A 15,661-nucleotide genomic window follows, 5' to 3' on the forward strand; every position below is an offset into this window, starting at 1 on the left:
TAAGCAGCCGCGTTGTTTTTTTGCAGAAATGATTCTTTTCAGTACTCGGAAAAGAATTGATAACGACGGATTTAATTACGTAAAAAAGCTTTCAACGACGTGTCGAAACGCATTATCATAAGTGGTGGAGGAACGGGTGGACATATTTTTCCGGCTATTGCCATTGCCAATGCTCTCAAGGCGAAAGATCCTCAAACGGAGATTCTTTTTGTCGGGGCAAACGGCCGTATGGAAATGGAAAAAGTCCCTCAGGCGGGTTATCCCATTTTCGGACTCGATATTGCGGGGATCAATCGATCCAATCTTTTAGCGAATCTTAGTTTTCCCGTCAAACTAACGAAAAGCCTCTGGGCCGCTCGGAAAGTAATTCGGGATTTCAAACCCGACGCAGCCGTCGGTGTCGGTGGCTACGCCAGCGGTCCACTGTTGCTTATGGCCGGGATGAACGGCGTACCGTATCTCATTCAGGAACAAAATTCCTACGCTGGCATTACCAATAAGTTTTTAGCTCAGAATGCCCGGAAAATCTGCGTAGCCTATCCGGATATGCAGTCGTTTTTTCCCACCGAAAAGGTAGTCATGACGGGCAATCCCGTACGAAGTGACATCGGAAGCGTTTCAGCAACTGATCCTAACGTTTGGGAATATTTCAAAGGCTTATCGCCTGATGTACCTACGTTACTCGTTATTGGAGGTAGTCAGGGAGCCCGTACCATCAACGAAAGTATCGATGCCGGACTCGAACAACTGCTTGCATCGGGTTATCAGATTATCTGGCAAACCGGTAAGCTATACATTGACAAGGCTCGCCAACGGGTAGCTGCCCTGCATTCGAATCGGATCTGGGTATCGGATTTCATCAACCAGATGCCTTATGCGTACGCAGCAGCCAGTGTGGTGATTTCCCGAGCCGGTGCTTTATCGATTTCAGAACTGTGTCTGGTGGGTAAGCCCTCCATCTTTGTCCCGCTACCTACGGCGGCTGAAGACCATCAAACTAAAAATGCAATGGCCTTGGTACGCGAAGAAGCGGGCCTACTGGTGAAAGACGCTGAAGCACGAGAAAAACTGATCCCGACTACGCTGGAATTATTCAAGAGTAAGGAAGTACAGCATAGCATGGGCCAACAAATCAGGCAACTCGCTAAGCCTCAGGCCGCTCAACAGATTGCCGAGGAAGTCTGGAAGCTAACGCAATAATCATATTTATTATTTTTTTCTTTTGATTATCAGCAGCTTATATGTTTGGCCACGGATTTCCGAAAACAAAACGCAACGCTTGTAGTCTCTTTTTAAAAGCTTTCTATTCTGTTCATTGCATGGTACCAGTCAAACCCATTCGTTCGTATAAGTCTGTTTATTTCCTGGGTATTGGAGGAATAGGAATGAGTGCCATTGCTCGTTGGTTTCACGTCAACGGGTACGCAGTGGCGGGTTATGATAAAACGGCTACCACGCTAACCAATGCGTTACAGGCCGAAGGAATTGCGATTCATTTTACCGATACTCTGAAAGAGATTCCAGAAGCGTACCAAAATCCCGAAGAAACGCTGGTCGTACTGACCCCAGCCATTCCGAAAGAACACACGGAATGGGCTTATTTTCGAGATAATGGATTTCGTATTCTGAAACGCTCGCAGGTACTGGGTTTACTTACGGAGGAAATGTTTCTGATTGCCGTAGCGGGTACGCACGGTAAAACGACTACCTCTTCCATGGTTGCTCATATTCTTAAGCACAGTGGACGGAACGTAGCGGCTTTTCTGGGCGGTATTACGCAGAACTATCAAACGAATTTTCTGCTTAATGAGCCTGCTGAAAACCTGCACGAAGTATTATGCGTGGTAGAAGCCGACGAATTTGACCGTAGTTTTCTGACTCTGCATCCCGACCTGGCTATTGTCACTTCGACCGATGCCGATCACCTGGATATCTATGGTTCGGGCGACGAAGTACTCAAGTCATTCGGAGATTTTGTCAGTCAGATTAGGACGGAAGGCGTACTGTTTCTTAAAAATGGTTTGTCTTTAAACAATCAGACCAGAGCTGAAGTTCGTACGTATGGTTTTGAGTCAGGGATGTATCACGTTGAAAACTGCCGCATTGCTGACGCCCGTTTTAAATTTGATCTGGTTTATCCGGGTGGATTTTGCGAGGATATTACGCTGGTAGTACCTGGTTTTCATAATGCTGAAAATGCGGTTGCGGCCTTTGCAGTTTGTCTGCAGGCAGGTCTTTCACCGCAGGAAATTCGGGCCGGATTGAATTCGTATCGAGGCGTAAAACGTCGGTTTGAATATCATCTGGAACTTCCGGAAACGGTCTATATTGATGACTATGCCCATCACCCAACGGAGATCGAGGCTTTTCTCAAATCGGTAAAAGCGTTGTATCCGAATCGGCATGTAACGGCTATTTTCCAGCCTCACCTGTTCACGCGAACCCGCGATTTTCAGGAAGGTTTTGCCGAATCTCTGTCGCTGGCAGATCGGGCTATTGTACTTGATATTTATCCAGCCCGCGAGTTACCGATTCCCGGTATTACTGCTGCTGTGATTTTCGATAAGGTCACCAGTGAAGACAAAATTCAGTGTACCAAGGATGAAGTACTGAATGTTGTGAACGACCTGCCACTCGATATCGTCGTAACTATTGGAGCCGGTGACATTGATACGTTGATCACTCCATTGCGGGAGTTAGTCCAAGTGAAAGCAGGAAGGAAACTATAGTTTTCTTTGTGAAATAGATTAGGAAAAATCAGTATAGACTTTCCTAATTACCATAGAATAAATTTTGAAACTCAGGCCCTAAGGACTTGGAGAAGTTTTCTATCTTTCGGTTAAGAAACTGGGTAAAGGTCGTCTTGGGAGTCCTGGTAGTCGGCCTTTTGGTAGCTTTTGCCGAGAACTGGTACGCTTCCCAGCCCTGTGAAAAAGTAACGATTACGCTTAATGAAGGCAGCAAGGAAACGCCTTTGTTATCGCAGCAAGACATTAAGAATTTGCTCTCGGAATTCGGCAGAAAGCCTTTGGAAGGAAAGTCGTTTGAAACGATTGATCTGAGCTTTCTGGAAAGTCGGGTGAAGTCGAGTCCCCTAGTAAAAGATTGTCAGATTGCCCGGAATTTACGGGGTTGGCTGGAAGTACATGTACAGACCCACCGTCCCATTGCCCGGCTTATTCAAACCGATTTACCTGATAATGGGTTGGATCGATATTTAAACGAAGAAGGTAGGTTTATGCCACTTTCAGAGCGGTACACGGCTCGAGTAATGTTGCTTTCAGGTCCGTATTTTGAACGCAAAAATCATCTGAGAGCCCGACAGGATACGTCTTTATTTCATTTAATAGAGGCGATTCAAACGGACTCGCTTTGGCGGGCTCAGCTCGAATGGATGGAAGTAGATGCGGAAGGAAATATAACGCTCTGGCCTCAAGTAGGTGATACGGCTATTGAATATGGTCCAGCTACGGCTCGGGATGTGAAGTTCCAGAAGATAAACCTGTTTTTTCGAGAAATTTTGCCGTTACGGGGTTGGAAAAGTTTTTCGAAAGTAAGCGTTCGTTACAAAAACCAGCTGGTTTGTACAAAAGCAGATACGTTATTGGCTGCTCGCAAATAGCATTTTTTTAAAGAGAAGAATGTCAGCTTTCAAGCCCGCTTATGCTCAAGTTTTACATGAACGAGCTAACGTTTAATTTATCCGGAAAGCTGTCATACTGAGAATTTTAAGTGAAAAACACATAAAAATATCCTAGTCAAAATCCTATTTTTTTTATTACTTTAAACCACCATAGGATTCTTGTAATTGACCGCCATAATTACTAGACTAAATTGATGAGCAATAACACCAATCAACCCTAAAGCTGTGCCGTATGGAGAAAAAGATTGTTTGCGGGATTGATGTAGGAACGACCAAAGTCTGCGTCGTGATCGGTCAACAAGATCACGACGAAAAACTGGACGTGCGTGGCGTTAGTCGGGTTGAATTCAAGGATAAGAAATTTAAGAATCTTGTCACCAAAGGAGCTATTCTCAACCCTGACTTTGTCAGCAAATTCATTAAAAAAGCACTGGCAGAAGCCATTGAACAGGCAGGCGTTACTCCGAACCAGTATTTTATTAGTGTAGCTAGTCACCAAGTTGCCTGTATACCGAAGATCAGTGATATCTCACGGGATTACGTATCTGAAGGTGATGAAGTACGTCATGATGATTTACAACGCTTATTGGGTAGTGTAGGCCGTACGAAAATTGACGGTTCTGCCATTTTGCACGTATTACCACAAGAGTATAGCGTCGACGGAGATTCTGAAGAGCATTACCATATTGTAGGCGTTACCGGAACTCATCTTCGGGGTAAGTTTCAGGTAATTACCATGCCTTTGAAGCCTTTAAGTACGCTATTGAAAAGCTTGGATTGGGCTGGTTTGAGCAACATTCCGCCCAAACATGTGTATTTGGCTTCCTTGGCTTCGACAATGGCCGTACTGAGTGACGAAGAAAAAGAACACGGAGCTATACTGGTCGATATTGGAGCTGGAAAGACGGACGTAGTAATTGTGCAGGGTGAACTAGTACGCTATGTTGCTTCGTTTCCAGTAGGTGGAAAAGCCATTACCAAAGACATCGAAATTGGTTGTGACGTATCAGAAAACGTAGCGGAAGATCTAAAGCTCCGCTTTGGTACGGCTACGCATAAGGAAGTTCGCCTGAATGAAGTAGTAGCCGTTCCGAACGTACTGGAAAGTCTACCTCCGAAAAATGTTTCGCTGAAAAACGTAGCCGTCATCATTGAGGCCCGCGTGAAGGATATTGCTACGTTCGTAGCAGCCGTGGTACGCCACGCTGGTTTCGAGCGTAAAATCAAAACGGGTATTGTGTTGACGGGTGGCGGTGCTCGGCTGGATAGCATTCAGGAAGTATTCCGCTCCGTAACGGGCATGCACGTACAGGTAGGTCGTCCGAATCAGGGTTTTAATAAACAAAAACCTGAAACGACGAATAACCTTTCGTATGCAACGGCATTGGGCCTCGTTCGTTTAGGCTTCCGTTCACTCGATCCCCGCGATGAGCTGTACGAATCGCTCGTATCGGTACCCTCGCCTATTCAGGCACCCGTACCTACGCGTCCGCATACGTATACGACTAGTCAACATCATAGTCCGGTGCCCAGTAATGGATCGAATGGCAGTAATGGTAGCTACACCAATGGCAACAATGGCCATACGCCACGACCTCCCGAACCTCCCCGGAATCCGGAAACAAAAGAACCGACCAAAGAGCCTGAACCACAAACTGAACCTGAACAGGAATGGAAATGGTGGCGGTTACGCATGGATTTAAACTCCTGGTACAAAGCCATCTTCCGAGATGAATTTGAATCACGGAATGGTCAACGTCCCGATGGTTGGGAACCCAAAACTGTATAGTAGAAATCAAACGGTCTTGGCCGTTTGATTTTCTGTTTATCCCCTGAATTGAAAGTTTTACCTCCGGACTAAACTCATTACGTTGAGGTACTAATGCCTTTACGTAACCAACCTCAATAGTATGCTTCTTGATCATAATTATTCCTTTAGCTCCGTCAAGCATTTTCGCTCGTACATTAAGGTATTTGGTGTAGGTGGCGGAGGTTGCAATGCGGTCCGACACATGTTTAACCAAACGATTGAAGACGTAGACTTCATCGTTTGTAATACGGACCGCCAGTCCCTTGACGAAAGCCCCATTGATTACAAAATTCAGTTAGGGAACCAGAGCGTCAACCAGAAAGGGATTGGAGCGGGAATGGACGCAGCTCAGGGTCGGGCTGCCGCCGAAGAAAGTGAAGCAGAAATCCGGAAAGTCCTTGAGGACAATACGGAAATGCTCTTCATCACGGCTGGTATGGGCGGAGGAACGGGTACGGGTGCGGCTCCAGTCATTGCCCGCATTGCTAATGATCTGAACATTCTGACCGTAGCTATTGTCACTGCTCCCTTCGATGATGAGGGTGAAGATAAAATTGCCCAGGCCCGCGAGGGTATCCGCGAATTACAGAAATACTGCGATACAGTCGTTGTTATTCTAAACGAAAAACTGCTGGAGCTTTATCCGGACATGACCGTCGATGAGGCTTACGCCAAAGCCGACGATGTCTTAGCTAATGCGGCCCGTTGTATTTCCGAGATCGTTACCAAGTCCGGTAAGATCAACTCCGATATGAATGACGTCAAGACCATCCTAAAAGGTGCTGGACAGGCCGTAATTGGCTTGTACACGGCTGAAGGCGATGATCGTGCCGTCACCTGCGTTGAAGAAGCACTGAGCTCTCCCTTGCTCGATAATCGCGATATCAAAGGTGCCAAGCGTATCCTGATTACGATTTCGTACAGTAAGGATTGCCCGATGCGAATGATGGAACAGAAAGCCATTACCAAATTCATCGAAGATCGTATTGGAGGTAAAGCTCGTTTACTAAAAATTAGCCCCATTCCTGACGACAGCCTTGGTAAAGCCATGCGGTTTACGATTATTGCGGCTGGTTTTGATTTGCCCGGCAACTCGGTCTACCAGCGTCCGATGGACGAACCCGTGAGTCAGGCTCCGAAGCTGCCTTCGTACCAGAATCAGCCCGTTTCTGCTCCCGTAGTGACTCCTCCCGTTCCCGTAGTTGAAGCGGCCCCTTCGCCGGTAGCTAATTACGGATTCAATGAGTATCGTCGCGATACCCCTGAGGCTTCGTTTACACCGGAAGCTTCATTTACGCCCGAGGTTTCGTCCGTAATGCCGGAAGCAGTAGTAGAAACGCCGATCATGGCTCCTTCGTTTACGGCTCCTGCTCCTACGCTGAATGAGGAAGATAAGGTTAGACATATTGAGCAGGAAATCTGGCGGGAAGAAGATCTTAGTTCATCTAATGCCCGAATGATTCAGGAGTTCGTACATAAGCTCAACCACCCCGATCAGGGTTGGGAAGCAGATCTGGAAACGCCCGCGTATATTCGTCAGAATATTCCGTTAGCTGATCTAATGGTCATTCTGAATGGTGAGAAAGTCAATCATTACAATCTGAACGACTAGGTCATCCTATCAATAAAAAAGCCCGGCAGATAGAAATTTGCCGGGCTTTTTTATTGATAGACAATGTATAGACAGTTCCGCTTATTCAAACATCAGATAAATCGTTACCGTATGCGAAGTCAGTCGACTGATGCCCCGATTCGATATAGAGTTGGTTGGCTGAATCAGGTTTGCAATACCGTGCGAAAAGTGTAACTCCGGTGTAAACTTGAAATACTCAAAGAAGCGTTCAAGACCGACCCCGTATTCCACACTAAAATCGGCCGAGCGGGTGGCTAGCTGCCCTACACCTCGGTTAATATTCTGTTTTCTCCGTACGTTCGCCTCTAGCCCGGCCCGGAAGCCGGCCACAGCGTACATCCGCGTATTCCCTCGCCGCTCAGATTTGTACTTCAGCATGAATGGAAATTCTATCCACGTCGACTCACGAGTCAATCGCTGCTCAGTACCGTTGGTATACGTCACATCTACGGGACGGCTGTAAATCGAAAGCGTTAGTGGCGAAAAACGAAAATCCAGCCGTGGGCTCAAGTATACATTCATCAAAAAACCCATCCGGAAACCCATGGAATTCGGTGAATGCATGGAACGAACTGAATCCTGTGTATTGTATTGGTCAGAGTGTTTGACCTGGAAACGCGTATTGGGTAAACCAAAGAAAAACCCATAATGAACCGATTTATCATCATAAAACTCCAGGTGTTTTCGCTGATAAATTGTATTCTGAGCTTTTACGGCGGGGATACCCAACACCATAAAAATAAAAATCAGGCCCGGAAGCGTTGAGCGTTGAAAAGAAGAAGAGCCGGAAACACGATCCGCGGAAGTCTGTACTTTAATAGCTCGAAACGCAATCGCCATAAATGATTATTTCTTTCCTATATAAATAGAACTGATACCAAAGGTCAAAGAGATAGCCCGGGTTTGGCGAAAACCAGATTGTTCGTAAATCGCCAGAAAATCCTTACCATCTGGAAATGCCTGAACGGATTCGGGCAAATAACTATACGCCGCCCGATCTTTCGAAAAGAACTCTCCAATCGTTGGCGTAATGTACTTAAAATAAAAGTTGTACAGGTGCTTGAAAAGAAAACCTTTCGGCTTAGAAAATTCCAGTACAACACAGGTTCCACCCGGCTTCAGTACTCGGTTCATGTCAGATAGACCTTTACCCAGATTTTCGAAATTCCGTACGCCGAAAGAAACGATCACAGCATCAAAAGAATTGTCCGGGAAGGGCAGCTTTTCTGAATCCCCCAGTTGTAACTCGATAATGTCGTCGTGACCCAGCTTTTTGATTTTCTCCCGGCCGTGAGCCAGCATACCCGCTGAAATATCTACGCCTACGATTTTCTTCGGCTTCAGGGCAAGAGCTTCCAAAGCAAAATCGCCCGTACCCGTAGCAATATCCAGAATCGTCTGGGGCTTTTCGGGCTTGAGTAAACGAATGGCTTTTTTCCGCCAGAGAATGTCAATCCCAAGGCTCAGAAAGTGATTCAGGAAATCATATCGGTGCGAAATGTTATCGAACATTTTGGCAACCTGTTCCTTTTTGCTGCTATCCTGCTCTTCTTTATAAGGTACGACCACGTCTGCTAGAATTTAAATGACCTGAAAATCATAGGCTTGCTGTATAGTATTATACGCTGGTTTGCCCGGGAAAGTTCGGCAAAGGTACGCGACTTCGCACGAATGATTTTTACGAGGTACAAAAAAACAGCGACTCCAAAGAAGCCGCTGTTTCCGAGTAAACGTTTTCGGAAGACCTTCGTACGAAACGATCAGCCGTACCGAAGCGTTTTATTTGATTTCCACATCAAAATCGACATTGGCGTCGTCATCGCCGGGAATGGGAGAGCCATCCTTGACCCCGGGCTGATGCCGAAGCTGTATTTTTAATTTGCCCTTTACCGCCGCAGCCGAAGTTTTAATTTCTCCGACCAACCCAACGGGTCGGTTGTTACGATCCTTGTCCGTAATTGTAACGGTCATCGAGCCAACCGGACTAGGAGTCATTACCACGAGGTGTTCATAATCTCTTTCCTTAATTTCTTCCGTTACGTTCTCGACCGGTGATTTCGATTCGTCCAGAAAACGTAAGGCATAGGTATAGGTCTGATCTTTCGCCAGCACGATGGAATCGATTACGGGAGCATTTCCGCCCTCCCCATCTACATCCTTCCAGGTATATACTTTTGAAGTACCATTACCCGTCAGCGTTAATTCTACGGTTGTAATCAATTCATTTTCATCCGGTTCCGGATCATCCTCTTTCTTGCAGGAGGCCAAAGTAACTAAGGCAAGGAGCGGCAGATACAGCCAGAATTTTTTTTGCATAAAACGTTGAAGTTTGCGAACGGAAATTTTCCTTTCGGTAAACGTGGAACAAATTCATTACAAAAGTAGCATACTTTGCAACATTGTTGCATAAACAGGATAAACTTTTGTTTCTGAACACAAAAAAAGCTCAGGCCATCAACAGACCTGAGCTACGAATGAATGAGACCAACGTATGATTACCGTAATAAACCCGCGAGTTTTTCGAGTCCTAGAATAGTAAAGGTCGGATCGCCACCGGGTGTGTAGGAAGGATTGCTCGAAGCGAATAACTGATCGACTAGAGCACTCATTTCTTCGGCAGATAAACGCGTCAGGTAGCGAGCGGCCGAACGCTTGGCAAACGAACGGGCCAAAGCCTCGGGCCGATCCAGTTTTAGCTCGGCGTAATGTTGTCGAAACTGAGCCAATAAGCCTTCGAACAAATCCTCTTCATTTTCGTCCATCACTTCGGCGGGTATACCGTACAGGATGAACGCATCTTTTCCAATTTCAGCGAAATCGAAGCCTAAGGCCCGGATTTCCTGCTGAATTTCGAGTACCAATTGAAAATCAATCGGATTTAGGGTGACCGTTTTCGGAAACAACAATTGCTGGGATGCTGCATTACGCTTTTCCAGGGAACCCCGGTATTTATCGTAAAGAATCCGTTCGTAAGCCGCCTTTTGGTCAATCACCATGAGCCCTGATTTCACCTGCGAGAGTACGTAGCGATTATGCACCTGAAACAGCATCCGCTCATAATCCAGTAAGGGAGCTTTAGCCGCTGGGCGGGGCGTCGCTTTCGAACTGAAGGTTTGCTCGTGGGCAGACTCTTGTGGGGTTTCTTGCATGGGTTCCGCAGGCGGCTCTTCCATCGGCAGCCGATTGGCTTTACTCTGAAAGGTAATGCTGGATCCTACCAAAGTCGCGTCTTCTTCCGGAGCGGCTTCGGGAATGGGTGGCGTGAAGGGTTTCACGCTAGGAATAATATCGGGGGGAATGGCAAAAATACTATGACGTTCTTCCTTAATGGGTCCTTCGAGTCCTTCAAACAACTTTTCCCAGCTACTGATATTTCGTTTAGGAACCGGAGGCCGGGAAGCCTGCGAAGCGTACGAGTCACGGCTGGGAGCCTGCTCCTCGTCGGTAACTTTTCGATTTTCGCGAACGGACGCGTCGAAGTGACTAGCGTAGTCTTTCTGCTGAAATGACAACGATTGAGCGGGATTGAGCAGATTGACGTCCATCTCGAAATCGATGGCCGGAGCCAGTCCGTACACACCCGTCGCCCGTTTCACCGCCGCCCGGACAATCGCGTATACGGAGCGTTCGTCATCAAACTTGATCTCCGTTTTGGTTGGATGGACGTTGATGTCAATATGAGCCGGATCGATCTCAATATTGAGTACGTAAAAGGGATGATTGCCTTCGGGAATGAGTCCTTCAAAACCACTCAGTACAGCGTGATGCAGGTACGGATGGCGAATGAATCGCTGATTGACGAAAAAGAATTGCTCCCCGCGTACTTTCTTGGCAAACTCCGGTTTCCCAATGAAGCCCGATACTTTCACGAATGGGGTTTCTTCTCGCGTATCTGCCAGTTGTTCCCGGTAGTTTTTCCCGAATAAATCAACAATCCGGCGGGACATTTTGCCCCCCGGCAAATTGTATACTTCCGTTTCGCCGTGGTGTAATGTGAAGCTCACTTCAGGATACGACAAAGCAACCCGCTGAAATTCGTCCAATACGTGACGCATTTCTACGGGATTGGATTTCAAAAAGTTACGACGAGCCGGAACGTTAAAAAACAGATTTTTCACGCAGATGTTCGTGCCTACGGGCGTCTGGCAAGGCTCGTGCGTTTTCAGTTCAGAAGCGTCAATTTTCAGGTGCGTACCCAGTTCATCCGATTCCCGGCGGCTGCGTAATTCGACCTGAGATACCGCCGCGATGGATGCCATCGCTTCACCCCGGAAACCCATGGTACGGATTTTAAACAAATCTTCTGCCGTACGGATTTTAGAGGTAGCGTGACGTTCAAAACACATCCGGGCGTCGGTTTCAGACATTCCGATGCCATTATCAATGACTTGAATCAGTGTACGACCCGCGTCTTTGACTAACAGTTGAATTTGCGTAGCCTGTGCATCGATGGAATTTTCAAGCAACTCCTTCACTACCGATGCGGGTCGTTGTACGACCTCGCCCGCCGCAATCTGGTTCGCAATAGAATCGGGCAGGAGTTGAATTATATCTTGCATGAAAAGAATCGGCTTATAATGGGTCTTCCGAATGAATGTATGATTCCGAAAAAGACTCTAAATGAATTCCTAATCGGGTGTGTTGGATACGGTAGAAACGCGAATTTCGTCCAAATCCTTCGCAAAAGCGAACCGAATTTTTGAAATATCTATGTTTTGAACTCATACTTTAGAGATATTTTCGCGTTCTCGTAGTACGTATTGATGATCAGGATGTTGAAGAATAAGTTAGTTTATCTGGGATTAAGTGTTTTGTGGGCTCTGACGGCTTGGAAATCCCCGAAATCTATTGAACGTGTAAGTACGGAAAGTCAACCGGTCTCTTCCCTTGTACTGACGAACCCGATGCTGGATTCTACCAGAGTTTCGGCGGCTCAGTTATGGGTGGACAGTACCCTTTCGAGCATGACACTGGACGAGAAGATCGGCCAGTTTTTTGTCATTGGTACGTACTCCAATCGGTACGAATCGTACTACGCGACCATTGATCGACTCATCAAAGCGTATCACGTCGGTGGAGTCATCTTTTTTCAGGGAGACCCGTATTCACAGGCTGAACTGAGCAATCGGTATCAGCGGCAGTCGCGGATTCCCCTCATCGTTTCATTGGATGCTGAAAACGGTTTAGGGATGCGGCTGGCGTTGGGTACGTCCTTTCCCCATCAGATGACCCTGGGAGCCATTCAAAATAATCAGTTGATCTACGAAATGGGGCGGGAGATTGGTCGTCAGTGCAAACGCATTGGTGTACAAATGAATTTTGCCCCGGTCGTAGATGTTAACTCCAATCCACTCAATCCGATTATTGGGTACCGTTCGTTCGGCGAAGATCCCGTAAACGTAGCCGAAAAAGGAAAGGCCTACGCCCGAGGCTTACAGGAAGCGGGTGTACTAGCCTGTGCCAAGCATTTTCCCGGCCACGGCGATACCCACACCGATTCACACCGCACCTTGCCCAAAATCACGCACGATCTGGCCCGTCTCAATCAGTTTGAGCTGCCGCCGTTTCGAGCCTTGATCGAAGACAGTGTGGCGAGTATTCTGGTCGCTCACCTGGAAGTACCGGCCTACGAATCCCGACCCATTGCGTCTACCCTTTCGGCCCCCATTGTTACGGATTTGCTAAAAAATCAGCTCAAATTCAATGGACTCGTAGTTACGGATGCCATGAACATGCGGGGTGTGACGAAAGGAAAACCTGCTCCGGAGGCCAACCTACAGGCGTTGCTGGCGGGTAATGACCTGCTGCTTCAACCCGAAAGCGTGGGAGCTTCCGTACAAAAAATCAAGCAGGCCATCGAAAGCGGCCTCATTAGCGAAGAGGAAATTAATCGTCGCGTACAGAAAATTCTGTATGCAAAACATCGGGTCGGACTGGTTCCGTATCAGGCGGTTCCGGTGAGTAAGAATCTGGTCAAAGAATTAAAAACGCCGCAGTCGGAAGCCCTGCGGCAGCAACTGTACGAAAATGCGGTAACGGTCGTCAAAAATGACCAGTCTCTAATCCCTTTCGTCCAGCTGGATACGCTGAAACTGAGTGCCATTGCCATTGGTGAAAGCGATGGTAACGTTTTCCAGAATACCTTACGCAAGTATGCTAACGTAAAGTGTTACGCCAACGGTACCAAAACCGACGAGCGTTTTTTTGCGGAAATGCTGGCCAAGGTCGATTCCAGTCAGGTAGTTATTGTCAGTCTGCACGAAATGCGGCAGAAGGTGGCTCAAAACTACGGGGTTTCCTGGGCATCAGTAGAATTTATCAAGCAACTGGTCAAACGGGGCAATCGGGTAGTGGTTTGTGCTTTTGGTAACCCCTATAGCCTGAAATATTTCCCCACGGCACCTACGCTAGTCTGCGGTTACGAAGGTGATCCCTACGCCCAGACGGCCGTGGCAGAAGTACTCTTCGGAGCCATTCCGGCTCTGGGCAAGTTGCCTGTATCCGTCGAAGGTTTGTTTCCAGTAGGACACGGTTTGCCTACCCAGGCCATTGGCCGACTTAGTTACGGTCAGCCCGAAACAGTGGGAATGAATTCAGGCAAGCTGCAACGCATTGATGCCATTATGGACGAGTCGATTCGGAAGGGAGCTTTCCCCGGCGGACAGGTACTCGTCGCTCATAAAGGCCGCGTAGTCTGGCAGAAAAACTACGGAAAACTTACGTACAACCTCACTCCGTTCGAGCCCGTTCGGGATACTACCCTGTATGACCTAGCTTCGGTAACGAAAGTAGCTGCTACGCTACAGGCCGTGATGTTACTCAACGAAAACGGAGCTCTGGATCTCAATCAGAAAGTATCGTATTACCTGCCTGATCTGAAAGGTACGTCGAAAGAACATCTGGTCATTCGCGACGTCTTGATGCACCAGTCGGGACTACTAGCCTATCAGCCCTTCTGGGAACGTACCAAACCCCAGGGTATTTTTAGTCCTGATTTCGATTTACGGGTCGATACGTTAAACTATACGCTGTTAGTAGCCCGCGATTTGTGGACTAAGCCCGCAACGATTGATTCCGTCTGGAAATGGGTGGTAAATAGTCCGATGACCGGGCAACGTGATCGCCGGGGTCAGTACAAGTTTATCTACTCCGATTTGGGCTTGATTATGTTGCGTCGCCTCGTCGAGCAGGTTTCCAATCAGCCGCTGGAAGAGTTGGTACAGGATGCCTTTTACGAACCACTGGGCATGTACAATACCCTTTTCAGTCCACTCTGGAATGGGGTAAGCGACTGGAAAATTGCTCCGACGGAAGACGACCGGGTATTTCGGGAAGTCCTGCTTCGCGGCACCGTTCACGACCAGAATGCGGCTATTCAGGGCGGTGTATCAGGTCACGCGGGTTTGTTCAGTACAGCCAACGATCTGGCGATTCTGATGCAGATGAATCTACAGAACGGGTATTACGGCGGACGGCGGTACTTTTTGCCTTCCACAGTACCCATGTTCTCGCATAACTATACGCTCCGTAGCCACCGGGGATTGGGTTGGGATCGGCAACCTGATGCTAATGGCAATGCGTACATCTCTTCCTTTGCTTCACCCCGGGCTTTTGGGCATTCGGGCTTCACGGGAACGCTGGTCTGGGCTGATCCGGCTACTGATTTGGTACTAATTTTTCTTTCTAACCGCGTCCATCCCAACGCGAACAATAATCTGATTACCAGCCTGCGAATCCGGCGTCGAGTAATGGATGCGGCGTATGAGGCGATTGAAACGTCTATTATTTCGCAGAAGTAAGCTTTTTAAAGGAGAGCCGACGGTTCAAGGCCGTACCAAAGTCACACTCATCAGACCAATTACCACATCGTTAGCTAAGGCCGTCAGCTTGAGTTCTTTCAATGTTTTTGAAGGATTGAGTGGCAAGTCCAGTACCGTAGCTGCTCCGCCTTCGATTTCCTTGCCGTTGTACTGGCTACTTCTTTCACCGTAGACGACTTCGCCCGTTTTCAGGTGTACGCGAGGTGGATGTACGGCTCCGGTTGAGAAGGCAAAACCGTCGTCCAGATAATCTTTTTCGATGGGCCACCAGTTTTCTGGATTGCGTAGTACTAATCGCTCCGCAGTGCCGTCCGTATAACTGATTTCCAGCATCCCATTTTCGATCCGACTCTGCATGGGATTGGTCGAACCCGCCATGAGCAGGTACGCATGCGAAGCCTGGCCGGTTACAGGCAGTCGAGCCTCCGTTGGATAATTGTCCCAGCGGGAAACGAAAAGTATGTTCTTCCCCTCCGCTGGCGACTGAAACCGAATCCCTTGCGGCAAGGTAAGCGTGTGTTGATGCTGAGCGAGGTGCTCACGTAAACCCGCGTCGTCGATCTCTGCCATCAACAACGGGTGCGTCCATTCGCCAATGCCCTGCGTGGGTAGTTGCAGCGTAGGTGTTTGCGGTCGGGGCGACAGGTACTGATTCTTGAAAATCTGTGTTACCCGGTCGTTTTAGTAAGGCGTCAGTGATAAGGGTTACTGAGAAGATTATGGCAAGGCAGCCACCCAGTTAGTCACCATTAATG

At 47.8% G+C, this 15,661-nt stretch carries 11 protein-coding genes; 6 read left to right on the forward strand and 5 right to left on the reverse strand.

Annotated features, from left to right (window positions below):
• Positions 1 to 99: 99 nt before the first annotated feature.
• From murG to ftsZ, 5 genes are all read left to right on the forward strand, one after another.
• Positions 100 to 1,200 (forward strand): undecaprenyldiphospho-muramoylpentapeptide beta-N-acetylglucosaminyltransferase, encoded by a 1,101-nt coding sequence (gene murG / locus ACOJTG_RS14845; protein ID WP_420154542.1) that lies wholly within the window; start codon positions 100 to 102, stop codon positions 1,198 to 1,200.
• 119 nt (positions 1,201 to 1,319) lie between these two features.
• The gene (gene murC / locus ACOJTG_RS14850) at positions 1,320 to 2,729 is read left to right on the forward strand and encodes a UDP-N-acetylmuramate--L-alanine ligase (protein ID WP_420154543.1); all 1,410 of its coding nucleotides are present in this window, start codon (positions 1,320 to 1,322) and stop codon (positions 2,727 to 2,729) included.
• A gap of 134 nt (positions 2,730 to 2,863) precedes the next feature.
• Complete coding sequence (locus ACOJTG_RS14855) at positions 2,864 to 3,622, forward strand: cell division protein FtsQ/DivIB (protein WP_420154544.1); 759 nt, start codon at positions 2,864 to 2,866, stop codon at positions 3,620 to 3,622.
• Between the two features lie 253 nt (positions 3,623 to 3,875).
• On the forward strand, positions 3,876 to 5,432 hold the full coding sequence (gene ftsA / locus ACOJTG_RS14860) for a cell division protein FtsA (protein WP_104709406.1): 1,557 nt from the start codon (positions 3,876 to 3,878) through the stop codon (positions 5,430 to 5,432).
• Positions 5,433 to 5,553: 121 nt separating this feature from the next.
• Positions 5,554 to 7,065 carry a cell division protein FtsZ gene (ftsZ, locus tag ACOJTG_RS14865; protein ID WP_420154545.1) on the forward strand — a complete coding sequence of 504 codons (1,512 nt, stop codon included), beginning with the start codon at positions 5,554 to 5,556 and terminating at the stop codon, positions 7,063 to 7,065.
• A gap of 81 nt (positions 7,066 to 7,146) precedes the next feature.
• Here ftsZ and ACOJTG_RS14870 read toward each other — a convergent pair whose 3' ends face one another.
• From ACOJTG_RS14870 to mutL, 4 genes are all read right to left on the reverse strand, one after another.
• Positions 7,147 to 7,926 carry a porin family protein gene (locus ACOJTG_RS14870; RefSeq protein ID WP_420154546.1) on the reverse strand — a complete coding sequence of 260 codons (780 nt, stop codon included), beginning with the start codon at positions 7,924 to 7,926 and terminating at the stop codon, positions 7,147 to 7,149.
• A gap of 6 nt (positions 7,927 to 7,932) precedes the next feature.
• Complete coding sequence (gene ubiE, locus ACOJTG_RS14875; RefSeq protein ID WP_420154547.1) at positions 7,933 to 8,655, reverse strand: bifunctional demethylmenaquinone methyltransferase/2-methoxy-6-polyprenyl-1,4-benzoquinol methylase UbiE; 723 nt, start codon at positions 8,653 to 8,655, stop codon at positions 7,933 to 7,935.
• A 210-nt stretch (positions 8,656 to 8,865) separates the two neighbouring features.
• Entirely contained in the window at positions 8,866 to 9,402 is a 537-nt protein-coding gene (locus ACOJTG_RS14880; protein WP_420154548.1) for a hypothetical protein, read from the reverse strand.
• Between the two features lie 179 nt (positions 9,403 to 9,581).
• Positions 9,582 to 11,645, reverse strand: a complete 2,064-nt coding sequence (gene mutL / locus ACOJTG_RS14885; protein ID WP_420154549.1) for a DNA mismatch repair endonuclease MutL — start codon at positions 11,643 to 11,645, stop codon at positions 9,582 to 9,584.
• A gap of 345 nt (positions 11,646 to 11,990) precedes the next feature.
• On the opposite strand from mutL, the gene ACOJTG_RS14890 reads away from it, so the two are divergent.
• On the forward strand, positions 11,991 to 14,885 hold the full coding sequence (locus ACOJTG_RS14890) for a glycoside hydrolase family 3 N-terminal domain-containing protein (RefSeq protein WP_420154550.1): 2,895 nt from the start codon (positions 11,991 to 11,993) through the stop codon (positions 14,883 to 14,885).
• Positions 14,886 to 14,909: 24 nt separating this feature from the next.
• Here ACOJTG_RS14890 and ACOJTG_RS14895 read toward each other — a convergent pair whose 3' ends face one another.
• Positions 14,910 to 15,476 (reverse strand): hypothetical protein, encoded by a 567-nt coding sequence (locus ACOJTG_RS14895; protein ID WP_420154551.1) that lies wholly within the window; start codon positions 15,474 to 15,476, stop codon positions 14,910 to 14,912.
• Between the last annotated feature and the right edge of the window lie 185 nt (positions 15,477 to 15,661).

Source organism: Siphonobacter sp., from assembly GCF_048595215.1.
Lineage (GTDB): Bacteria > Bacteroidota > Bacteroidia > Cytophagales > Spirosomataceae > Siphonobacter.